This is a genomic window from Mucilaginibacter sabulilitoris, assembly GCF_034262375.1.
GTDB classification, from domain to species: domain Bacteria; phylum Bacteroidota; class Bacteroidia; order Sphingobacteriales; family Sphingobacteriaceae; genus Mucilaginibacter; species Mucilaginibacter sabulilitoris.
In genome coordinates, this window is sequence record NZ_CP139558.1 from 6,516,710 (window position 1) to 6,539,781 (window position 23,072).

Consider the following 23,072-nt stretch of genomic DNA (forward strand, 5'->3'; position numbering starts at 1 on the left):
ACAAAACGCAAAAAAACAATGTCAAAGCTTAATTTTATTACGCCTTTTTTTATTGTTTCGAATTTAAATGATTCGGTGTCGTTTTATGTAAATAAACTTGGGTTTGAAGTATGGTATACCGGCCCCGGGGACAATCCATATTGGGCGATGGTGGGCCGCGGCCCTGTTTCTATTATGCTAAAGGCAATTGCTGATAACATACAACCCATTCCCAATCATACCCGGCACGAATGGGCCGCCTGGGATGCATACATTTCTGCAGAAGAGCCCGATACTTTATTTGAAGAATTCAGTTCTAACGGTTTAACATTTCGACGCCCCATCCGGGACGATGACGATGGGCTGCGCGGATTTGAGGTAACGGATGCTGATGGCTACGTTTTGTTTTTTGGAAGGCCTAAAGTCTGACAAGCCACCAATCTCATCGCTTTTTTCGCCTTCACGCCTTGCGGATATACCTGCATTTACAAAAAATTATTTCTATTTACCTTACTGTTTTTTTAAACTAAAAAACAGCCAAACTTTGTTGGTATAAATATTTTCATTATTTTTCTGAACCTAAATCAACGCACATGATAAATGAATACTACCTTTTTAAGGATAATGAAAAACAAGGCCCATACAACCATAATGAATTAATGGATATGGGTATAGGCATACACCAAATGGTGCTGTCGCCATTGGCCGAAGACTGGCAGGCGGCTTCGGATCTGCCTGAGTTTGACGAATATTTTAAATCGGCAGGCATCTACGTTCCTGTGGCAAACAATGTAGCTAATTTTGGCTGGCGTTTACTGGCTTACCTTATTGATGATGCCGTACTATTTATTGCCGCAGTAATTCTTTGGTCGCTCGTTGTAATTATTGTACGATATACAACCGGATCTTTTGATACTGATTCAAACACAACAGATCAAGAACTTATGATTAGGCTGATCGCTGTAGTTTTATGGATTTTTTATAATGCTGCTTTTGAAGCAACTAAAGTTCAGGGTAGTATTGGCAAAGTAATTTGCCGCTTAATTGTTGTTGACGGCAACGGGCAAAGGTTAAATTTCACCACTGCCTTAGCACGTAACTTAAGCAAAATAATATCCAGTTTTCTTTGCAGCCTGGGCTTTTTTGCCATGCTTTGGAGCCCTATGAAACAATGCTGGCATGACCAAATGGCCAAAACTTTTGTGGTACGGAAAACCTAATAGAGGTTAAAAACGTCACTTTTCTTTATTAAACTCGTCGGTAAAATGCTCGCGGTGTTTGTCTTTTGCAAACTTATCGGCATTATAAGCTTCTGATTGCCCTCTGGGAATGGAAAGCGATTGCCATTTTTGGTCGCGAAGCATTTTGCCTATGAAAACTATTTGCCCAACGTGGTATGGGTAATGGGCCAGTTGGCGGTTAATGGCCTCGGCCACGGTATGTCCCATATTACGGATATAAATTATCCGGTCAAGATCAGTATCGGTAAGCTGCTCCAATGTATCCACAAGGCAACTCCAGCCTTTGTTCCATAAGGCTAAAATATCTTCGCGCGTATGGTTAATGGGTTCAAATTCGGCCTCGCGATTACGATTAGCCTTTTCGCCGTCGGAGGTAAAAATATCCATCCACCGGGAAACCATATTGCCCGAAAGGTGGTTCACAATCATGGCTATGCTATTTGATTCGGCATTGTATTGCCATACCAGCTGCTCATCGCTCAGCTGCTCCATCGTTTTTTCGCCCAGTAATTTATAATAGGCGAACTGCTTTTTAATACTTTCCAGGTAATCGGGTGTCATATATAAAGTTACCGGCTTTTTTTGTCCCGGTCAATTATTATAGCGTTTTTCAATAAAAGCTTTTACAGTCGCGATAAAGGCTTTGTTTTTTTCATAATACAGCATGTGCGCCCCATCAATGTTCACCATCTGCTGGTTTGGGAATTTAAATGTTTTATAATGATCTACGCCAATGGCATAATCGCGCGTACCGGTAATAACCAGCACCGGCACATTGATCTGGCTGCTGATTGGTGCGTAATCTTTCCAGTATTCGGGGTAGCGGTTTTGTGTGGTGCTATCAATCAAGTGAGCAATAATGGCATAACCAAAATCGGTATTGCGTTTATAGCTTTCCTCAATACTATCCATTTTTATAATGGTGGCAACGCTATCGGCCAGCAATTTGTAGCCCAATCTTATCTTGCTTAGCTGTTTCCGAACAGCCATATTCTGTTGCAGCAATGAAGCGGTATTATCCCCGGTTATGGTGGTATCCTTATGCAGCAAATGATAGGCGTACCCGATCTGCCCTCTCAAAGAACTGTTATTAAAAAAATGCAGGGTAGAATTGGCTAAAATTAAACCATATATATGCCGGGGATACTTTTTGGCGTAATTAACTGCCAGCACACCACCGAATGAGTGACTGAGCAGGTATATTTTATCAACATCTAACTGTTTGCGTGTGTCTTCAATATCATCAACCATCCTATCCAGGCTATAGTTTTTGGCGCTTTGCGAATGCCCGGAGCCCCGCTGGTCTATGTAAACCATCGTGAGGAATTCTTCGAGATTTGCCCCGCCCATTTTTTCAAATGAGAGGTAATCCTGTCCCGGGCCACCATGAATAAAAAAACATACAGGCCCTTTCCCTGCTACCTTAACAGCCAGGCGTACACTATCGGTTGTGGTAATACTTTGCTCACCTGTTTCAAGCGGACTATCCTGCAGGCGCGGTACGCAGCTATCAAATAATAAGCCTAAAAATAAAACGGATAGATATAACTTAAGTCCCTTCATTAGTAAAATTTAAGCCGGCGGTTATTTTTAATTTAGATGAACCGGAAGCACTGTTGTTACATCAATGTGGCCCAACATCAAACTCACGTTGTCATTCTGAGGTACAAAGGATCTTCTTTAATATATCAGTTACCGAATAGATGCTTCACTTCGTTCAGCATGCCAAAATTTGTATTTAGGCTCTATTATTTTGTGTGTTTGCACCTGTTCGGTAACGTTCGCGACTGTTCGCAAGTGTTCGTGGTGCTCGCAGTTCGAAAAAACGAACACTAAAAAACATTGTCAGTAATATTATTGTTTTACACGAGTATATGTGTTAATCCAGAAGCCCACAAGTATTATTTATTTTTCTTTAAAACATTTTCCTATGAGATAATATTTTAATAATTGCCTGAGGTTTAGTAATCTTGTTTATCTATCCGTCTTTTCCTATGCCCATACAACACAGTTCAGCTTTACCACCCGAAATGTTACGGGTTTTTGAAACATTACCTCATCCGTATCTGATACTTTCAAAGGAGCTGTACATACTTACCGCGAGCGACGCCTACACACAATTAACCGGTAAAAGCAGGGCAGAACTGCGTGAAAAATACCTGTTTGATGTTTTCCCCAAAATACCCGACTGGTCATCAGAGGAGGGTGGTATAGCTTTTTCCCTTGAACAGGTGATACAAACCGGAAAACCTCACCACCTGCCGGTAACCCGCTTTGATATTCCCAACCCGGACGATGAAAATAACCTGCTGGAGCGTTACTGGGATACCGCCCACACGCCAATTTTTGATCAGGACAATGATATCTGCTACATTATTCACCATACCCAGGATGTAACCGAGCGGGTGCTTGCAGAACGGAACCTGAAAGCCAGTTTGGAGAAGGAAAGAAAAACTGCCGAACGCGCCGAACAACTCAGCAGGCAAATGGAAAAGCTTTTTAACGAAATGCCTGCCCAGATTGCCATAGTAACCGGTCCGGATCTGATTTATGCGTTTATTAACCCCCAATACGAGAAAGAGCTTTTTCCCGGACGACGAGTGCTCGGTAAGCCGCTGCTCCTGGCGCTGCCCGAAGTTGCCGGCCAGCCCATCTGGGATGCACTGCAGCGTGTTTATAAAACAGGCGAAACTTATGCGGGCAATGAGATATGTATTCCCCTGGCCAAAGAAATTGGCGGTAAACTCGAAGATCATTATTTTAATTTTGTATATCAGGCCATACGTGACGAAAAAGGGAAGATCACCGGCGTTTTAAGTTTCAAATATGAAATAACCGAATTGGTTTTAGCTAAAAAGCGCCTGGAGCAAAACAAGGGCGAACTACTTGTGCTTAACGAGGGCCTCGCCTATGCTAACGAAGAGATACAGGCTACAAGCGAAGAAATACAATCGGCAAATGAAGAGTTAAGCGCTACCAACGAAGAGCTTTTTCAGGCCCAGCAAAACCTGCTTAAGCTTAATGACGAACTGGAGGAACGGGTTGAATTACGCACCATTGAACTGTTTACCGCACAGGCCGAGGCCACCGGTCAGCACGAAAGATTGAAAAGGTTTTTTATGCAGGCCCCGGCAGGTATCTGTGTGCTTGACGGGCCCGATTTTGTATTTGAACTGGTTAATCCACCCTACCAGCAGCTTTTTCCGGGACGTAAGCTTACTGGTAAACCACTAATGGACGCCTTGCCCGAGCTGAGGAGCCAGCTGATTGGTGATATCTTAAAAAATGTGTACGAAACAGGCGAAACCTACGAAGGAAAGGAACTGCTGGTACCCATGGCATATACAGACGATGGCCCGATTGAGGATCGTTACTTTAACTTTATTTACCAGGCACGACATGATGCTGAGCATAAGGTTGATGGCATCATGGTTTTTGTTTTCGAAGTTACTGAAACGGTACTTACCCGGCAAAAAGAAAAGGAAAACGAAGCCCGTTTCCGTTTTTTATTAAATGCTATACCCCAGCAGGTATGGACTGCCCGGTCAAACGGATCGCTTGATTATGTAAACGAAGTGGTTTGTGATGATTTTGGCCAAAATGCCGAAGATATTATCAGGCACGGCTGGCAAGCCTTTATTCATCCTGATGATCAGCAGAGTTGTTTAAAAAAATGGCTCATCTCACTTAGAACCGGTCGGGAATACATGGTAGAGTTCCGCCTAAAGTTTCAGGACGGGCAATATCACTGGCATTTGGCCCGGGCTGTACCTATGGTTGAAAATGGCCAGATCATACTATGGTTGGGTACAAACACTAATATCAATATCCAAAAAAACAATGAACAGAAAAAGGACGAGTTCCTTTCAATAGCCAGTCATGAACTAAAAACGCCGCTAACCAGTATTAAAGCCTTTAATCAGCTGATGCTGCGTATAAATGACCCTGAAAAACAAAAAGACTTCCTCCAAAAATCAGCTGCACATGTACTCCGGCTTGAAATACTGATCAATGATCTGCTGGATGTAAGCCGCATTAACGCCGGCAAAATTGAATATAACATGGAAACCTTTAATTTCCGGGAAATGCTGGCTGATAGTATTGAGGGGGTGCAGCATACAGCGCCATCGCACCGTATAATTCTGGAACATGCGGATGACCTACAGTACACGGGCGACCGTTTCAGGCTGGAACAGGTAGTAAATAATTTATTGACTAACGCCATTAAGTACTCGCCCGATGCAGATAAAGTAATTGTTAACTGCATAGTAAGGCGTGAAGATAACAGTCTCATTATATCTGTTCAGGATTTTGGGATAGGTATTGAAGAGAAGAACCTTACCAGGTTATTTGAACGTTATTACCGTGTTGATAATACCGCTATGCGCTTTGAGGGCCTTGGTTTGGGGTTATTTATTTCGGCCGAAATTTTAAGGCGTCACAAAGGCAGTTTCTGGATTGAGAGCAAACCTGGAGTGGGTTCTACATTCTTCTTCAGGCTTTTGCCAGATACCCCCTTAAAAAAGGAACCAATTATACAAGGCGACTACTTGTATCAGGACAGTACGCTTAAATTGAGTTATAATGAGGAAAATGCCCGTATTGATGCTGATTGGATTGGCTTTCAGAACCTCGAGTCGATACAAGAGGGTTGCCAGCAGATACTGGAAATGATGGTGAAAAATAAAGTATACAAAATACTTGATGATAACACCCATTTATTAGGCAATTGGTCTGAAGCTGTAGACTGGGTATCGCAGGAGTGGTTTCCGGCAATGGCAAAAGCAGGGTTACGATACTTTGCCTGGGTAGATTCGCATAGCATATTCAGCCAGTTATCGGCCCGCAAAAGCGCCGATCCCCTGCCACGTAATATTGACATCAACTTTTTTTCTGAGGTATCTGCAGCGGAGGCATGGTTAAATGAAAAATAATATTTAACCAACAGAAAAAATCAGTAAACCGGAGCCCTTTTGTTATCAAACAAGCTGCATATATCCTTTAAGCTCATCCTGAAGTTGTTTGGCGTTTTCTATGAGCGCTCTATCAGTTATATAATGGTCAATATTTATATCCTCACCCATCTGACTTTCTTTAAATATATCCTTAAACCTGAAATATTTCAGCGAAAAGTTCCAGTTGTTTTTAAGGTGCGAGAAAAGCGGAGTATCCTCTTTACATAATGTTGAATAATTGATGACCACAAAAGAATCATTGTTCAGCTTTTTTATACATTTTAAAATGTCGTGATTATAGGCCACCCATACTTTCAAGAATTTTACAGCATAAGCATGATAAAATTCCTGTAGTTTCTGCGATCTTCTTATCTTTTGCCATACCAGCCTCGAAAAATAGGTACGGGCCATATATTTATCATCAACGTCCTTAAACTCACGTCTTAATAATGAGCTCACTACTGATTGATAATCACGCAGAATGATCAAATAACAAGCATCAGGAAGCAGCTCCTGATAAACATCCAGAAAAAGGCATGTACGCGGGTCTTTCCAGCCCCATTGATCGTACAGCTGCTGCTTAATTTTAATTATACTTTTTAGCTTCTCTTTTTCATATATAGAAAAACTGTCAATTTGTACATCGGTTAAACCAGAGGATGGCAGGTTATTGTTAGTCAATACCTCTTCGTGCATCTTTAAAAATTCCACATCCTCAAAATGTCCGTCTACGTTTCCGTAGCCGGGCCCAACAAGTTTTTCGCCCAACTGTAACCCGCATTTGGCAAGCCAATGTGAAATAAGAGAGGTACCCGAACGGTGCATTCCTGCAATGATGAGTGTTCTTTTCTGCATAGTTTATAAAAAGACGAACGATTTAAAAATGCATAAGCGGGCTGCTTATAAATTATCAGTCATTTTATTTGTTATAGCTTCGGCAGGATAAAGGTTATTGAGTATGTAATAAAGTAATAACGAGGTACTTTGCTGTATAGTGTTCCTGCCGGTATTAATATAAAGATCAGCATCATAGGGTACATCAAACTGATCATTGATGCCCGTTAAGTTTAATAATTTGTTGGGGTGGCGCTGGGGTAAAAGAGCTCTTTTATACAACCCTTTGGTATCGCGCTCAATTAACTGGTCAACCGGGCAATCAACATGTACAATGCTTACATGACCATATCGCTCAACAAGTTCGCGCCTGATATTATCGTAAGGATTGATGGCACTGACAATGGTAATTATACCGTGTGCCGAAAACCGGCTAGCAATGAACCCCAGCCTCCTGATATTCTCACTTCTTTCATTTCTGGAAAACCCAAGATCCTTACAAACTTCCTGACGATATTCATCACCGTCAATTATTTCGGTCTTTATCCCGAGTTCGGATAATCCGATGGCAACACTTTTTGCCAGTGTTGTTTTGCCCGCCCCCGACAAGCCGCAAAATAAAAGTATCATACTCCTTAATTAAGTTTGTAAACATCATCTTGCGAAAGCCTTGCAGGACACTTTCTAAACGTGAACTTAATACAATTACTTATTGGTTATTTTATGGCCGATTGTAAATAATCGTTTACAATCATTCAAAAAACTTTCGTGAGCGTAAATCAAGAGGGCAAAATCTCCAATACAATGTTATTAGCGGGGTTTTTAATAAAACTGCCACTATTACGTAATACCAAATCTGTTTGATACTTCTTAACAAGAATGTTACTCAACTTTACAGGTATTACGCTCTTTGTCAGTTTAATTTGGGGATTAATGGAGTATCTTAAACATCAGTTCCTTCATTAGCTCGCCATGGGGCGCGTTTGATTCAACACCTTTGCTCTTTAGGTCGTATTCGCGTAGGTAACTAATAATCTGCATGGTTTTTTGATAATTGTAGCTACGGCCAGCCTGTTCATAGTCCTTTACAAAGTATGGGTTTACCCCCAACTCGCGCGCCAGATTTTGCTGCGATTTATCTTTTACATAGTGATAAGCAAGCACCTTGCTAAAATAATTATTCAGGTTACCCAGCACCAGCACAATGGGGTTGGCTTTTGGGTTGGCCTCAAAATAATTAATGATCTGGTTTACCTTATAGGCGTCCTTTTTGCTCAAGGCTGTTTGCAGTTCAAATACATTGTATTCTTTACTAATGCCTATATTATCCTGTATATGTTTTAGTGTAATTTCCTGACCAGCCGTTACATTCAGCATCAGTTTTTCCAGCTCGTTGGCAATTTTCGCTAGATCATTACCCAGGTACTCAGAGAGCATAGCCGATGCCGACGGATTAATTTTATACCCTTTGTCGGTTATATAGCCCTCTATCCAGACCGGTATTTTACTATCATACAAGGGGGCCGATTCAAAAACAAGTCCATTTTTTTCTATGGCCTTATAAGTTTTTTTTCGTTTATCAAACTTGCCATATTTATAGCAAAACACCAATATGGTGCTTTGCAAAGGGTTCTCAAGATAGCTCAGTAAAGGATCGATACCTTTTTTATCATCATCTTTACCCCATTTTATGTCCTGGGCCTCCTTTACCAATACAACCTGGTAATCGGCCATCATTGGATAGCGCTTGGCAGCGTTAAGTACCGCCATCATATCCGTATCCTTGCCATAAACAACTGTTTGGTTAAAGCCCTTCTCGGCCTCTGGCAGTAAACTGTCTTCAATATAATTGCTTACCAGATCAATAAAATAAGGTTCTTCACCATGCAGCAGATACAGGGGTTTATATTTACGGTTTTTAATATCTTTTAATATCTCTGCTGCAGTCATGCTGTTAATTCAAAAGTAAAAATTCAAAAGTCAAAATGCTTTTGTGTTCAAAAGTAAAATTAAAAACTGATAGCATATAAATTCAACTGTTTGAATTATTGAACCAGCCCCGTTATTTGCCGCTGATAATTTTTTACTTTTGACCTTTGAATTTAAACAATGGATCTGCTGCAACCGCTTAACCTGCCCCCATACCCTTTTAAAATAAGTGACCACAACGGGCAGTTAACGTTGTTTGACGAAATACGGAAGAAAAATATAATTATTACACCTGAGGAATGGGTGAGGCAGCATTTTGTTCAATATCTTATTAAACACAAAAACTACCCGCGTTCGCTCATTAAACTGGAAGGCGGCATGAAATTGAACGGCTTGCAAAAACGTACAGACATTGTTGTATTTAATACCCAGGGAAAACGCATATTAATGGTAGAGTGCAAAGCGCCATCTATAACTATTGACCAAAAAACATTTGATCAGGTGGCGCGATATAATATGGTGCATCAAGTATCGTTGCTTGCTGTTAGCAACGGGCTGCAACATTATTATTGTAATATTGACCTCGATAAGCGGCAATATCAGTTTATAACAGATTTGCCGGCTTACATTAAAGCGTTTTAAACCAGCGCTACAAGGCTCTGTATCTTTTCAAGCAGTTCATTCGGCTTAAATGGCTTTGATACATAATCATTCATTCCGGCCTCGAATACTTTATCTTTAATATCAATCATTGCCGAGGCAGTTAGTGCAATAATAGGCACATTTGCCTTTTTAGGATCGGCCATTTTTCTGATCTCGTCGGCCGCGTCAAAACCATTCATCACAGGCATCTGCAAGTCCATTAATATAATATCAAAATTACCATACTGCATAAATTCAACCGCCCGTTCACCATTTTCGGCAATAGTGGGTATTATATCCCATTTTGACAGGAGTTTTTTCATCAGCATTACATTCACCATGTTATCCTCAGCAATAAGCACCTTTAAGCCTGTTGACCCGCCCTGCTTTGTCTCTCCCGATGGTGTATCTGTTCCTTCGTCAATTACAGCGGTAGAAACAGGCAGTTCCATATTAAACGAGAACTCCGATCCTTCATCTATCCTGCTCAAAACATTCAGGTGCAGCCCCTGCAAATCAAGCAAACGTTTTACAATAGCTAATCCCAATCCTGTACCTCCATACTGGCGGGTTGTAGTTAAAGATTCCTGTGTAAAAGGTTCAAATATGCGGCAACGGTTTATTTCTTCTATACCTATTCCTGTATCTCTTACCGAAAATTTAACCGTAACCTTATTGTGTCTGTCTTCAAGGCAGATAACCCGTACCCACACATTTCCCTGAGTGGTAAATTTTATAGCATTGCTTACCAGGTTAAAAACAACCTGGGTTATGCGGGTAGGATCGCCAAAAAACACTTTATTATTTAACTTAGCATCAATATTAAGCGTAAACTCCAGCCCTTTTTCTTTGGCATTTAGCTTTTGGCCTCCGCAAACATTGTTCATGAGTTCGGCCAGGTTAAAACTTATGTTTTCAAACACCAATTTACCTGATTCTATTTTGTTAAAATCAAGTACATCATTTACAATAGCCAGCAGGTTGTTTGCCGAAAATTTTAATATCTCGAGGTTTTCCTTTTGCTCGGGCCTGGGGCTCCCCATCATCAGCAAATTGCTCATGCCAATTACAGCATTAAGGGGCGTACGGATTTCGTGTGACATGGTTGAAAGAAATTCCGATTTAGCCTGGGTAGATTTTTCGGCCTTTTCAATAGCTTTTTCAAGTTTACTGTTAAGCGCGGCCTGCTCCTCTCCGCTCTCTTTCAATTGTTTAATATTTTTTAAAAAGGAAGTGTAGAGGTGGCTGTGAATAAATATAAGCAGTATAAAATTGGCAAAAAGACTAATGATAATGGTAGCCTGGTCTATTTTATCGGGCTTAATATGTATTACATAGCCATTGCTATAGTCAATAAGCAAAAAAAACAATATGGGTACTGTATTTAATAAAGAATATACCAGGCCCCAGGTTTGGCCGAGCATATAATAGCTAAATATTATAACTACTATTACTGCCTGTACTGTTACAATATTTATAGTCTGCAGCGATACATAAACAATACTGAAGTTAATAAGGGTGCCGGCAATAAGCAGCGCATGCGATATCCGGAACCAATTGGGCCGATAGGTTAATGCCTTAAATAATACAGCAACATAAAGCATTAAAAAACCTGCTGTATAAGCCAGCAAATGTTGCCCTTGAAAATAAACACTTATAAACAAAGTTCCCGATGCAATAAATACCAGGAACAGGCCATAGTATAATAAACGTATACGGGCCTGGTTTAGATAAGATTGCTCCTTTGAAATTATTTTGTGAATGGAAAAATTAAAAAAGCTGACATCTTCGCACATATTCAAACCACAAACATTTGTTTATGCACTATTGTAACACAGCTGCTACAGGGTAACAGCCATGTTACAATGATACAATAGTTTGCAATTAATATGCAATGCAATTAATCAGCCAAACCGTCAAGGGCTTCCTGAATAATTTGCAGCTTGGCTTCGGCATCGGCTTTTTTACGCAGCTCAACCTCAATAATTTCGGGTTTTGCATTGCTCATGAAACGCTCATTACCAAGTTTTGCATTTACCGATTTTAGGAAACCTAAAAGATATTCTTTTTCCTTCTCAAGCCGGGTGCGCTCAGCAACCGGATCTATGTTTTCGCTCAGCGGAATATAAAATTCATCGGTTGAAGCTATGAAGTTAACGGCGCCATTAACCTTATCAGTAACAGTACTAAATTTGCTGATATTACCCAGCTTTACAATAATAGGCTCATACTGCTGGTACTGTAAACCAGAGTTTATTTTTACCGAAAGCTCCAGGGCCTCTTTAGGCGAAATTTGCTTTGTGTTACGAATGTTCCTTATTTGTGTAACAATTGTTTTGATAACTTCTAAGTCATTCAGTATCTGTGAATTTATTTCCCCAATAGCAGGCAACTGCGCAACAATGCAACAATCTTTTTCATCACGGGCACCAAACAACTCATCATGCCACAGCTCTTCGGTAAGGAAAGGCATGAATGGATGTAAAACTTTCAAAATATTTTCAAAATACTGAACTGACGTCGTGTAAGTAGCCCTGTCAATAGGCTGCTGATAAGCCGGCTTAATCATTTCCAGATACCAGGCGCAAAAATCGTCCCATACCAGTTTGTAGGTAGCCATTAGCGCTTCAGACAACCGGTATTGTTTAAAGTTATCTTCAATTTCGCCGAGGGCCTGATTAAAGCGGTTTCCGAACCATTCATTGGCTATCTTATTTGGATTTTTCAGGTTGTCATCAACTTCCCATCCTTTTACAAGCTTAAAGGCATTCCATATTTTATTGGCAAAGTTACGCCCTTGTTCACAATAACTTTCATCAAACATGAGGTCGTTACCGGCAGGCGAGCAAAGCAGCATGCCTACCCTTACACCATCGGCGCCATATTTCTCTATTAAATCGAGCGGATTAGGTGAGTTGCCAAGCGATTTTGACATTTTACGGCCCAGTTTATCGCGCACTATACCGGTAAGGTAAACGTTTTTAAACGGGACTTCTCCCCGAAATTCGTGCCCGGCCATAATCATCCTCGCTACCCAGAAAAACAAGATTTCCGGCGCGGTCACCAGATCGTTAGTAGGATAATAATAGTTGATGTCGGCATTATCAGGGTTTTTAAAACCATCAAATACCGATATTGGCCACAACCACGATGAAAACCAGGTATCTACCACATCAGGGTCCTGGGTCAGGTCATCAACGGTGATCGCGGGATTTTTGAGTTTTGCTTCCGTTAATGCTTCTTCAGCATTTTTGGCTATTACAAACTCACCGTTTGGAAGGTACCAGGCAGGGATTTGCTGCCCCCACCATAATTGCCTGCTAATATTCCAATCCCTCACATTCTCCATCCAATGGCGATAGGTATTTATAAATTTATCAGGAATCAGCTTTATTTCTCCGTTTAGCACATAATCAAGGGCGGGTTTGGCCATCTCGCTCATTTTACAAAACCACTGCATAGAGAGCTTAGGTTCAATAACCGCGTCGGTACGTTCTGAAAATCCTATTTGTGATTTATAATCTTCAACCTTTGCCAGCGCGCCGGCCTCTTCAAGCAGTACAGCAATCTTTTTACGTGCGGCAAAACGGTCTTCACCAACCAGTATCTGGGCCCTTTCGTTCAATGTACCATCATCATTTAAAATATCAATAACGGGCAAATGATGTTTCTGGCCCAGTTCATAGTCATTCAAATCATGCGCCGGGGTAACCTTTAAACAGCCTGTACCAAAATCCATGGTCACATATTCATCCAGAATAACAGGTATTTCACGGTTAATTAAAGGGATAAACACCTTTTTACCATGCAGGTGCAGATAACGCTCGTCATTCGGGTTTATGCAAATAGCCGAATCGGCCATTATGGTTTCCGGGCGTGTGGTAGCAATGGTCAGGTAGTGAGAACTTGCAGGTGAGTGGTGAGTTGCTCTTGCTTCACTCATAGCCGATAACTCATCAACGGCAACCGAGTAACGTATATAATAAAGCTTCTGATTAACCTCCTTACGGATAACTTCTTCATCGGATACCGCCGTTTTGCCTTGCGGATCCCAGTTCACCATCCTTACACCGCGATAGATCCAGCCTTTTTTATACAAGTGGATAAAAGTATCTATCACCGCTTCAGATAAATCCTCATCCATAGTAAAGCGAGTGCGGTCCCAGTCGCACGAGGCCCCTAATTTCTTAAGCTGCTCCAGAATAATACCGCCATATTTCTCTTTCCACTCCCAGGCATAAGTCAAAAACTCGGGTCGAGTAAGGTCGGCTTTACTGATGCCACGCTCTTTGAGCATGGCCACAACCTTGGCTTCGGTAGCTATGCTGGCATGATCAGTACCGGGAACCCAACAGGCGTTTTTGCCTTTCATACGGGCACGGCGAACCAATACATCCTGTATGGTATTGTTCAACATGTGCCCCATGTGCAAGACACCGGTGACATTTGGTGGCGGAATGACTATGGTGTAGGGCTCGCGCTCATCGGGCACCGATTTAAAAAAATCGTGCTTTAACCAGTAACTGTACCACTTTTCTTCGGTTTCTTTGGGCAAATATGTTTTAGAAATACTCATAACGCGCAAAAATAATGATTTTAAGTTGAGACCACTTATTTAGGTGATTTTTTACAATTGATTTAAATGATTTCCTGATTTTCAGCTAATTTTGGCCATTTGCACTGCCACTTCGTGCATACAATAGCACAATATTTTTACTATCAAATCGTTTTATAACAAACAAACCACAACAGTCATGAAATCAATGGATTTGCACCGTATCTGGCTTGATGTTTTAAAAAGGTCAAGACTCGGATTTTTTATAGACTGGTTTAACCGTTAAGCGGTTCCCTTTATTATAGTTGTAGATAGGTTTAGATCACAATAACACATAACTATACAAATTCATCATTTTACTTTACAATAACTTAACTGCCGTAGCCTATTACTTCTAAACCAGTATCTTTGCAGCTACATTATGGTAATTCATCAGTTCTACGATAAAGGTTTAGCGCATGCGTCATACGCGGTGATACGTACAGGTAAAATGATCGTTATTGATCCGGCCCGCAATCCGCAGCCTTATTATGACTTTGCCACGTTGCATGATGCAGATATAGTGGGCGTTATTGAAACCCATCCGCATGCCGATTTTGTGAGTTCGCACCTGGAAATACATGAGGCCACCAACGCGGTAATATATTGCAGCAAGCTCACCGGCGCCACTTATCCGCATGAAACTTTTGATGATGGCGATTTCATTCAGCTTAATGATATAAAACTTAAAGCCATCAATACTCCCGGCCATTCGCCCGATTCTATCTGTATTTTGCTGGAAGATGAGCAAGGCCGCGATACCGCGATTTTTACCGGCGACACCCTGTTTGTAGGTGATGTAGGCAGGCCTGATCTGCGCGAAAACGTGGGAAACATCACCGCTAAAAAAGAAGAGCTGGCCAAACAAATGTATCTGAGCACCCGGCAAAAATTAATGACACTTCCAAAAAGCGTTATCGTATACCCGGCTCATGGCCCGGGCTCATTGTGCGGCAAAAACATGAGTCCTGATCTGGAAAGTACCATAGGCCGCGAATTACGCGAAAACTATGCACTGCAACTGATGGATGAACTCACTTTTATTAAAACCCTCACCACCGATCAGCCTTTTGTGCCAAAATACTTTGGTTATGATGTTGATCTGAATAAAGCCGGAGCCGCATCTTTTAAGCAAAGTGTTGATGCCATTAAACGATTAAATCCTGAAACACCTCTCGAAAACAATATTGTTGTTATTGATGCACGCCCAAAACAGCAGTTTAGAAACGGGCACCTCAAAGGAGCAATTAATTTGCAGGACGGTGAGAAATTTGAAACCTGGCTGGGATCGATATTAAACCCGGAAGAACCCTTTTACCTGATAGCCGAAAATGAGGAGAGTATTGATAAGCTTGTAAAGAAGGCAGCTAAAATAGGTTACGAAAATAATATCAGGGCCACACTGCTGGCGCCAGCCAATGCCACGGAGAGATCTGCGGATCTTGACTTGAATGACTTTAGGAACAACCCTGAACATTATCAGGTTATTGATGTACGCAACCAGGGCGAAGTAAATGAAGGCAAAGTATTTGAAAATGCCATCAGTATACCCCTGTCTCAATTGCGTGAGCGAATAAACGAAGTACCAACTGATAGACCTATTGTAATACACTGCGCGGCAGGTTATCGTTCTGCTGCGGCAACCAGTATTGTTGCTGGCCAGATACACCAGGTACCTGTGTATGATCTGGGCGAAGTGGTGATCAACTTTGCAGAAGGAATCAATAGTTAATAATCCTGTAATACCTGCTAATTTGTAATGACTAAGGATAACCTTGAAATAGTAATTACGGCCGATGGCTCAAAAACCATTTACAATGCTGCTGTTGGCGAACATTATCATTCGCGTCACGGGGCCTTGCAGGAAAGCCGCCATGTATTTGTTAATGCAGGGCTCAATTATTTCTTAAGTCAAAACAGTGTTAATGAGGTAAGTATATTGGAGGTTGGCTTTGGCACCGGGCTAAACTTTTTATTAAGTGCCGATGAATGTTCATCAAAAAAGATATCGTTAAACTACACCGGCATCGAAGCTTATCCTCTAAGTGAGGCTATGATGGCGCAAACCGGTTATGAACAATATTTACCCTTAACCTTGTGGGAAACTTATTTAAAGCATTATCCTGAGACATTGCTAAATAAAGTTGATCTGGATACACAATGTCAACTGCAAATAGCAAACACTAAGCTTCTTGACTTCAGGGGTAGCACTCAGTACAACATTGTTTACTTCGACGCCTTCGCTGCTGCGCACCAGCCCGAAATGTGGGAATTACCGTCCATAAGTCATACCGTTAGTTTATTAAAGCCGGGAGGAGTATTTGTTACATACGCCATAACCGGCAATTTAAAAAGGATGCTTACCTCTCTGGGCGTCAAAATAGAAAAGGTTCAGGGTGCGCCCGGTAAACGCGAAATGCTGCGCGGGGTGAAGGAATAACAACCTGATAATTTGGCGCTGCCCTATTTCCATTTTACTCATCACGCACAATTCACTACTTCTCCTATCTTTGTAGTAATAAAAATTTATAACATGCCGTTACAAGCACCAGCAACTGCCACTACCCCTGCAACCGGATTTGAGCGCCTGCTCCACATTATGGACGACCTGAGGGCCAATTGCCCCTGGGATAAAAAACAAACACTGGAAAGCCTGCGGCACCTCACCATTGAAGAAACCTATGAACTTAGCGATGCCATTTTAAGCGCCGACATGCCCGAAATAAAAAAAGAACTGGGCGATATTATGCTCCACCTAGTTTTTTATGCCAAAATAGCTTCTGAAACAAATGACTTTAATATCACGGATGTACTGAACAGCGTTTGTGAAAAGCTGATAAACCGCCATCCGCATATTTATGGTGATATAGAAGTGCAAAATGAGGAAGATGTAAAACGTAACTGGGAGCAAATTAAACTAAAAGAGGGTAATAAATCTGTGCTGGGTGGTGTACCCGCTTCACTGCCTGCGTTGGTTAAGGCATCGCGGATACAGGAAAAAGCCCGCGGAGTTGGTTTCGACTGGGAAGAAAAAGCACAGGTATGGGCCAAAGTTGAGGAAGAAATGCAGGAATTTAAAAACGAATTTAATGCCGAAGATGAAAGCGCCATTGACCACGAAAAAGCCGAAGGCGAATTTGGCGACCTACTGTTCTCCCTAATCAATTATGCACGTTTTATAAATATCAACCCGGAAAACGCACTCGAAAAAACAAACAAAAAATTCATTAAACGTTTTCAGTACTTGGAACATAAAGCAAAGGAAAACGGTAAACAACTGCATGACATGAGCCTTGCCGAAATGGATATTTTTTGGGACGAGGCAAAAAAACTGTAAAAAATTTTAGCACGTTGTAGCGTTTAGTTAAATATTCACGTAATACTTAAAAAAAGATGAAGATTATGAAGCGCAATTTACTCTACTTATTACCATTGTTTTTATTGTTTATATTAGGTGAAGCCTGTTCACCTAAGTCTGATCCTGTACCTGTTCAAGAGCCATTTGGTACTTTCAGCGGCAAGTTCAGGTTATTGGTAAGAAACCCTACCAAAGGTGGCTATGACACCGTAAAAAAGGATTCAGCACTTATTTTAAATCTTGCTTCAACCGGCCGGTTCGCAGTAACCGGCGATACTGCTACAATACATGCCGGCAGTAAAGGCGTATATAGATATGATGGTGTTTACATGGGTTTTCTTGACAGCACATACAAAGCTGTACCTCAAACCAAATTCCATCTTGCGGGCACTTACGCATACCTTTATAACGGCACAGTATTGGCAATACAACGGGTTAATGCGGCTCAAGACTCTATTCTTGATTATAGATTTAATAAAACTTCGAATTAATTATTGTTTTAATTATTGGCCGTCGCTTTCTTAGTGGCGGCCTTTTACTCCGTATTTTTTTACCTGTGCAATATTAAAGATCAGCGGCACTTCATAACAGCGTTGCTGATCCTTTAATTTTTCTGGCAAGGTATCCCCATCGTTACCCAGCCGGGTATATTACAGATAAACAATCTATTAACATTTCCGTGTAATAAAAGATGCCGACAGGAAATGTATCGGAGCCTATTAAAAAAATAAATTACCGGGGCTGAAAAATCTTTTTTAAGATTGTATCAATATCCTGTTTTACTGCGTAAAGGGATAAAAAGAAGTAACATTAGCAGAATTAAATACATTTAATGCATCCACCCCCTCGCATTACTGAAGAAGAGATCATCAGCCAATGCAAAACAGGCAGCTTAAAGTACCAGGAAATGCTGTATAAGCTATTCTATGGCTATGCTATGGGTATAAGTCTGCGTTATAGTTTAAACCGGGACGATGCGTTAGAGGCTGTGAATGATGCTTTTATAAAGGTGTTTAATGCCATACACAATTACAACATAGATAAGCCATTTAAGGCGTGGCTGCGCACCATTGTGGTTAATACCGCTATTGACCGCCGCCGCAAGGATCTTAAATTCCAGTTAAATGTTGATTTGGATAATGCTGCCCCAATAAGCAGCAGCATAGGCACAGTTGATAATTTAAATGTACAGGATATTTTGAAACTGATGAGTGAGCTGCCTGCAATACAGCTTACCATTTTTAATTTATACGAGATAGACGGATATAATCACGACGAAATTGCAAACATGCTAACTATTCCGGTAAGCTCATCAAGGGTTTACCTGAGCAGGGCAAAAGAAAGATTAAGAAAAATGTTAAAGAAAGAAACACAAAGCCATGGATGAGCAGTTGGATAACGACTTGAGCAACCGCATCAGGGAGGTGTTTGATAATTTTGATGAACTCCACCCCTCTGCTGATGAAGGTTGGTTACTGCTCAGGAATAAATTTCCTGAAATGGAAAAGAAGCGTCCCGTTGCCTGGCTTTGGTGGGCAAGCGCGGCCGCGGCTATTTTATTATTTGCCACTATTGGCTTGTGGATGCTGAATAAAGAGCAAAAACCAGACACTTTAGCTTTAAAACCAGCAAAACAACAACACAAAACGTTACCAGCCGATACTGACAAATTACTAACTGCAAAACAAACACCATCTGTTAAGAATAATGAGACAGCAACGAGTCCCGAACCGGCAACTAATACAAATAACGCCATTGATAACGCTTCAAAAACACCAGAAAATAAGTTGGCTGTAACGCCTCCTGCCATCGGTGTAACAGATAGTACCCGGCCTGCTACTACCAGGCCTGGCATAACCCAACCGTTAAATAATGCCCAGATTGCAGCTTTAAAAACCAGGCAGGCAGATAGTGCAAAAGCCGCCGCCGCTAAAACTAATTCATCGCAATATGCTGTTACACCTCCTTCTGCTGTAAATTCGCCAGTTGTAACAGCCCCTGGTAAGAACAAGCCAGATAGCGCTAAAACCTTTATTGCCAAAACCAATATACAGCAGAATACTAATAATATACCTGTTGCTTCAAACAAGGCAGTTGCGGGGAGTTCAAGCGTTGTTATACAACAACCGGTTAAAGTTCCCAAAGTACCTGCCAATTCTATGGCCACATTGTTTGCCAATGAAAAAGCTGAACCGCAAAAACATAAAGAAGACTATACTGAAGACAAAAAAGTACGCTTTGGCGTTTATGCCGCTACTTTTTTTAATTATGCTAAAGGCAGTACCAACCAGGTAAATGCCGGGGCAGGCTTTACCTCAGATATTAAGCTCAGCAAAAACTTTAAGCTTTCAACAGGTGTGGCCCTGGCTCAAAATACACTGAGCTATAATGGCGGCCCCCCTGTTGCCTCCAACACCGATGCATTGGCAAGAGCGCCACAGGCTTTAGCCCCTTATGATAAACAAAGCTTATATTCAGCTGCTAATGCATCTTTTCCGGTACTTAAAAATTACAATGCCAGTTTAATCGGGTTAGATATTCCAATGAATATCAAATACGAATTCAACCCACAAAAAAATAACACCTATGTTTTGGCGGGCTTAAGTTCGGGTACATTTATAAATGAAGCTTATACATCGGTTTATAGCTACCCTGCATCATCAGTAGCTGCGGGCGCATCCACTCAAACAAGTAATGATGTAACCCGTAAAAATTTCAGCGGATTTTATATTGCCAAAACCCTTAACGTGTCTTTTGGCGTTGGTTATCCGATTGGGAAAGGCAACAAGCTATTTATTGAGCCATTTTTAAAATACCCGCTTGCGGGTTTGGGTTCACAGCAAATTCAGTTTGGAGCCGCAGGTTTAAACCTGAAGCTTAATTTCACATCGCCAAAAAAATAAAACGGGAGCGTTGGCTTGCCAACAGTGAATTAATATTAAAGTCTGTGGCTTGATTTAATTTATTTAAATCGTATTGCTTTTACCGGAGAGATCTTGCTCACGAGCATTGATGGTATGATAAGTACCAGGAGACAAATAACCAATGTACCGATATTCAGCATCAAAATATCGCCCAGGTTAAACTCAACAGGTACAACGCTCATATAATAAGATGCAGGATCGAGTTTAAAGAAATGGGTTTTGTTTTGAAAAAAGCCCAGGCCTAAGCCCAGCGCATTACCCAGCAGCAGGCCTAAACCTATCAAATAGGTAGCATTAAATAAAAACACTTTCTGTATGTTCCAGTTAGATGCGCCCATGGCCTTGAACATACCTATCATGGCGGTACGCTCGAGGATCATGATCAGCAGCGCCGATATCATGTTGATAACTGCAACTATAACCATAAGCACCAGCATTACTACCGAATTTACATCGAGCAGGTTGAGCCATTCAAATATGGCAGGATAATCTTCAACAACAGTATGTGACCGTAGCTTTACCGGCAGTATATCATCAATTTTATTAGCGGCATAATTTACATGGTCAAAATCAGATACGCGTAGTTCATACTCACCGATGTCGCCTGGTTTCCAATCGTTTAACCGGTTAATTAACGATAAAGCTCCCACTACAAAGGTTTTATCAACTTCTTCAACTCCTGTACTGAAAATGCCCTTTATGGTAAACTGGCGTTTACGCAGCGGCTCCTGTACAAAGTACATCAGCAGTTTGTCACCAACCCTGAGTTTTAAACGGTTGGCCGTTGTTTGCGACAGCATAATTTCTTTCTGCGCCTCTACCGAGTCGGTAAAATCAATAACACTACCAACCACCATAACCTTTTTAAAATAGGACCAGTCGTACGTTTTATCAACTCCTTTCAATACCACTCCTTCAATTTCGTTATTGGCTTTAATTATACCCGGCTTTGTAGCAGAAGGCATAACATGAGTAATAAGCGGACTTTTGAGCGCGCGCTTTATAAAACTGCTATCGCTCGCGAATGGGGAGCTTTCATAAGAACTGTTCAGGTCGAACTTAACTATGCGGATATCACCTGCAAATCCACGCACTTTTTCGCGGATCTCATGCTTAAACCCTTTAACAATGGCTAATGAAAGTATCATTACGCCCAAACCCAACATAATGCCAATAATGGCAATGCGCACTATCAGTTTTGAAAAGGTGCGTTTTGACTTAAAGGTTATACGTGCGGATATAAAGGAGGCGAAACTCAATGCAGCGTGATTTTTTGTACCTTCGCAAATATGCGGTTTTGCTGTTAAACCTGCTACTTTTTAAATTGTTTCAACATAATATTTTATGATAAGAACAAGTACCTTTTTACAATGCGCCTTAATAGCCGTTCTGTTATCAAACCCCGCGTGCGGCGGCCCTGCTGATTATAATAATCGCGATTCGATAATTACCCAAACCGCGGCGAAAATAATTCCTGAAATAATTACCGGGGCCGAGCAAATTCCGCTGTATATTGATTATCTTAAAGGGAAAAATATTGGGATGGTTGTAAATCAAACTTCTGTTATTGGTAAAGCCCTTACACCCAGTGTTGATAGTTTGGTAAAAGCAGGTATAACGGTAAAAAAGATCTTCGGGCCCGAGCATGGCTTCAGGGGCAACGCCAGTAATGGCGCAACCGTAAATGACGCAACCGATACCCAAACCGGGCTGCCCGTAGTTTCATTATATGGCAATAAGCACTACAAGCCCACTCCTGCTGATCTGAACGGTATTGACCTGATGATATTTGATATTCAGGATGTTGGCACCCGGTTTTATACCTACATATCAACTCTGCATTATGTAATGGAGGCTTGTGCCGAAAACAATGTAGAACTGATGATACTGGACCGGCCAAACCCTAATGGTTACCTGATTGACGGTCCGATACTCGATACCATAAATCATTCATTTGTGGGCATGCACCCGATCCCCATAAGCCACGGCATGACCATTGCCGAATATGCCCAAATGATAAATGGCGAGGGTTGGCTTAAAAATGGTGTAAAATGCAAACTCAAAATTATTAAGGTAGCTAATTACAAGCATGATATGGTTTATAAACTACCTGTAAATCCATCGCCCAATTTAAATACCGATCAATCTATTTTACTCTATCCAAGTGTTTGCCTGTTTGAGGGTACAACGCTTAGCCTGGGCAGGGGCACATTTTTTCCTTTTCTGGAAGTAGGGCACCCTTCATTGAAAGGGAAATACGCATTTTCTTTTACCCCGGTAAGCATACAGGGAATGAGCGAAAACCCGCCGCAAAAGGATAAACTATGCTACGGCATCAGTTTAAAAGGATATAGCAGCGATGCCATAAGAAACAAAGGCCGCATTGATTTATCCTGGTTGTTAGAGCTTTACAAAGCTTTCCCCGATAAAAAACATTTCTTTAATGAATATTTCATCAAATTGGCTGGCACTGCCGAGCTCAGAAAACAAATTGAAGCCGGCAAAACCGAAGACGAGATACGCAGCAGCTGGCAAGCCGGATTAAATAAATTTAAAACCACGCGCGGCAAATATTTATTATACGATTAAAAAGGATCACACCAAACATATAGAAAC

At 41.3% G+C, this 23,072-nt stretch carries 19 protein-coding genes; 11 read left to right on the plus strand and 8 right to left on the minus strand.

The window, feature by feature from the left end; translation table 11 throughout:
• The first annotated feature begins 18 nt into the window (after nucleotides 1-18).
• On the plus strand, nucleotides 19-408 hold the full coding sequence (locus SNE25_RS27475; RefSeq protein ID WP_321562219.1) for a VOC family protein: 390 nt from the start codon (nucleotides 19-21) through the stop codon (nucleotides 406-408).
• Nucleotides 409-572: 164 nt separating this feature from the next.
• On the plus strand, nucleotides 573-1,199 hold the full coding sequence (locus SNE25_RS27480) for an RDD family protein (RefSeq protein ID WP_321562220.1): 627 nt from the start codon (nucleotides 573-575) through the stop codon (nucleotides 1,197-1,199).
• A 15-nt stretch (nucleotides 1,200-1,214) separates the two neighbouring features.
• Here the strand turns inward: SNE25_RS27480 and SNE25_RS27485 are convergent, their stop codons facing one another.
• Nucleotides 1,215-1,781 (minus strand): DUF1572 family protein, encoded by a 567-nt coding sequence (locus tag SNE25_RS27485; RefSeq protein ID WP_321562221.1) that lies wholly within the window; start codon nucleotides 1,779-1,781, stop codon nucleotides 1,215-1,217.
• Between the two features lie 30 nt (nucleotides 1,782-1,811).
• Nucleotides 1,812-2,783 carry an alpha/beta fold hydrolase gene (locus tag SNE25_RS27490; protein ID WP_321562222.1) on the minus strand — a complete coding sequence of 324 codons (972 nt, stop codon included), beginning with the start codon at nucleotides 2,781-2,783 and terminating at the stop codon, nucleotides 1,812-1,814.
• A 431-nt stretch (nucleotides 2,784-3,214) separates the two neighbouring features.
• Here SNE25_RS27490 and SNE25_RS27495 point away from each other — a divergent pair, with 431 nt between their 5' ends.
• The gene (locus tag SNE25_RS27495) at nucleotides 3,215-6,154 is read left to right on the plus strand and encodes a PAS domain-containing protein (protein ID WP_321562223.1); all 2,940 of its coding nucleotides are present in this window, start codon (nucleotides 3,215-3,217) and stop codon (nucleotides 6,152-6,154) included.
• A gap of 45 nt (nucleotides 6,155-6,199) precedes the next feature.
• Here SNE25_RS27495 and SNE25_RS27500 read toward each other — a convergent pair whose 3' ends face one another.
• From SNE25_RS27500 to holA, 3 genes are all read right to left on the minus strand, one after another.
• A complete protein-coding gene (locus tag SNE25_RS27500) occupies nucleotides 6,200-7,030 on the minus strand; it encodes a sulfotransferase (RefSeq protein WP_321562224.1) in 831 nt (276 codons plus the stop codon).
• Between the two features lie 45 nt (nucleotides 7,031-7,075).
• A complete protein-coding gene (gene cysC / locus SNE25_RS27505; RefSeq protein WP_321562225.1) occupies nucleotides 7,076-7,639 on the minus strand; it encodes an adenylyl-sulfate kinase in 564 nt (187 codons plus the stop codon).
• A gap of 300 nt (nucleotides 7,640-7,939) precedes the next feature.
• The gene (gene holA / locus SNE25_RS27510; protein WP_321562226.1) at nucleotides 7,940-8,959 is read right to left on the minus strand and encodes a DNA polymerase III subunit delta; all 1,020 of its coding nucleotides are present in this window, start codon (nucleotides 8,957-8,959) and stop codon (nucleotides 7,940-7,942) included.
• Nucleotides 8,960-9,118: 159 nt separating this feature from the next.
• Here holA and SNE25_RS27515 point away from each other — a divergent pair, with 159 nt between their 5' ends.
• Nucleotides 9,119-9,580 (plus strand): type I restriction enzyme HsdR N-terminal domain-containing protein, encoded by a 462-nt coding sequence (locus SNE25_RS27515; RefSeq protein ID WP_321562227.1) that lies wholly within the window; start codon nucleotides 9,119-9,121, stop codon nucleotides 9,578-9,580.
• On the opposite strand, the gene SNE25_RS27520 is transcribed toward SNE25_RS27515, so the two are convergent.
• Both SNE25_RS27520 and SNE25_RS27525 read right to left on the minus strand, forming a co-directional pair.
• Nucleotides 9,577-11,376, minus strand: a complete 1,800-nt coding sequence (locus SNE25_RS27520) for a response regulator (protein WP_321562228.1) — start codon at nucleotides 11,374-11,376, stop codon at nucleotides 9,577-9,579. The two genes, SNE25_RS27515 and SNE25_RS27520, sit on opposite strands and share 4 nt — an antisense overlap.
• Before the next feature lie 104 nt (nucleotides 11,377-11,480).
• Nucleotides 11,481-14,156 carry a valine--tRNA ligase gene (locus SNE25_RS27525; RefSeq protein ID WP_321562229.1) on the minus strand — a complete coding sequence of 892 codons (2,676 nt, stop codon included), beginning with the start codon at nucleotides 14,154-14,156 and terminating at the stop codon, nucleotides 11,481-11,483.
• A gap of 400 nt (nucleotides 14,157-14,556) precedes the next feature.
• Here SNE25_RS27525 and SNE25_RS27530 point away from each other — a divergent pair, with 400 nt between their 5' ends.
• From SNE25_RS27530 to SNE25_RS27555, 6 genes are all read left to right on the plus strand, one after another.
• Nucleotides 14,557-15,906 carry an MBL fold metallo-hydrolase gene (locus SNE25_RS27530; protein ID WP_321562230.1) on the plus strand — a complete coding sequence of 450 codons (1,350 nt, stop codon included), beginning with the start codon at nucleotides 14,557-14,559 and terminating at the stop codon, nucleotides 15,904-15,906.
• A gap of 27 nt (nucleotides 15,907-15,933) precedes the next feature.
• Nucleotides 15,934-16,614: a tRNA (5-methylaminomethyl-2-thiouridine)(34)-methyltransferase MnmD gene (mnmD, locus tag SNE25_RS27535; RefSeq protein WP_321562231.1), complete on the plus strand. Its 681-nt coding sequence runs from the start codon at nucleotides 15,934-15,936 to the stop codon at nucleotides 16,612-16,614.
• 93 nt (nucleotides 16,615-16,707) lie between these two features.
• Entirely contained in the window at nucleotides 16,708-17,511 is an 804-nt protein-coding gene (gene mazG, locus SNE25_RS27540; RefSeq protein WP_321562232.1) for a nucleoside triphosphate pyrophosphohydrolase, read from the plus strand.
• A 65-nt stretch (nucleotides 17,512-17,576) separates the two neighbouring features.
• The gene (locus tag SNE25_RS27545; RefSeq protein ID WP_321562233.1) at nucleotides 17,577-18,023 is read left to right on the plus strand and encodes a hypothetical protein; all 447 of its coding nucleotides are present in this window, start codon (nucleotides 17,577-17,579) and stop codon (nucleotides 18,021-18,023) included.
• 341 nt (nucleotides 18,024-18,364) lie between these two features.
• Nucleotides 18,365-18,919, plus strand: coding sequence for an RNA polymerase sigma factor (locus SNE25_RS27550; protein WP_321562234.1), 555 nt, complete (start codon nucleotides 18,365-18,367; stop codon nucleotides 18,917-18,919).
• A complete protein-coding gene (locus tag SNE25_RS27555; RefSeq protein ID WP_321562235.1) occupies nucleotides 18,912-20,435 on the plus strand; it encodes a hypothetical protein in 1,524 nt (507 codons plus the stop codon). The genes SNE25_RS27550 and SNE25_RS27555 overlap by 8 nt, the downstream gene beginning before the upstream one ends.
• A 59-nt stretch (nucleotides 20,436-20,494) precedes the next feature.
• Here SNE25_RS27555 and SNE25_RS27560 read toward each other — a convergent pair whose 3' ends face one another.
• Nucleotides 20,495-21,715, minus strand: coding sequence for an ABC transporter permease (locus SNE25_RS27560; protein ID WP_321562236.1), 1,221 nt, complete (start codon nucleotides 21,713-21,715; stop codon nucleotides 20,495-20,497).
• Nucleotides 21,716-21,800: 85 nt separating this feature from the next.
• Here SNE25_RS27560 and SNE25_RS27565 point away from each other — a divergent pair, with 85 nt between their 5' ends.
• Nucleotides 21,801-23,045 carry an exo-beta-N-acetylmuramidase NamZ family protein gene (locus SNE25_RS27565; protein ID WP_321562237.1) on the plus strand — a complete coding sequence of 415 codons (1,245 nt, stop codon included), beginning with the start codon at nucleotides 21,801-21,803 and terminating at the stop codon, nucleotides 23,043-23,045.
• The last annotated feature ends 27 nt before the right edge of the window (nucleotides 23,046-23,072 follow it).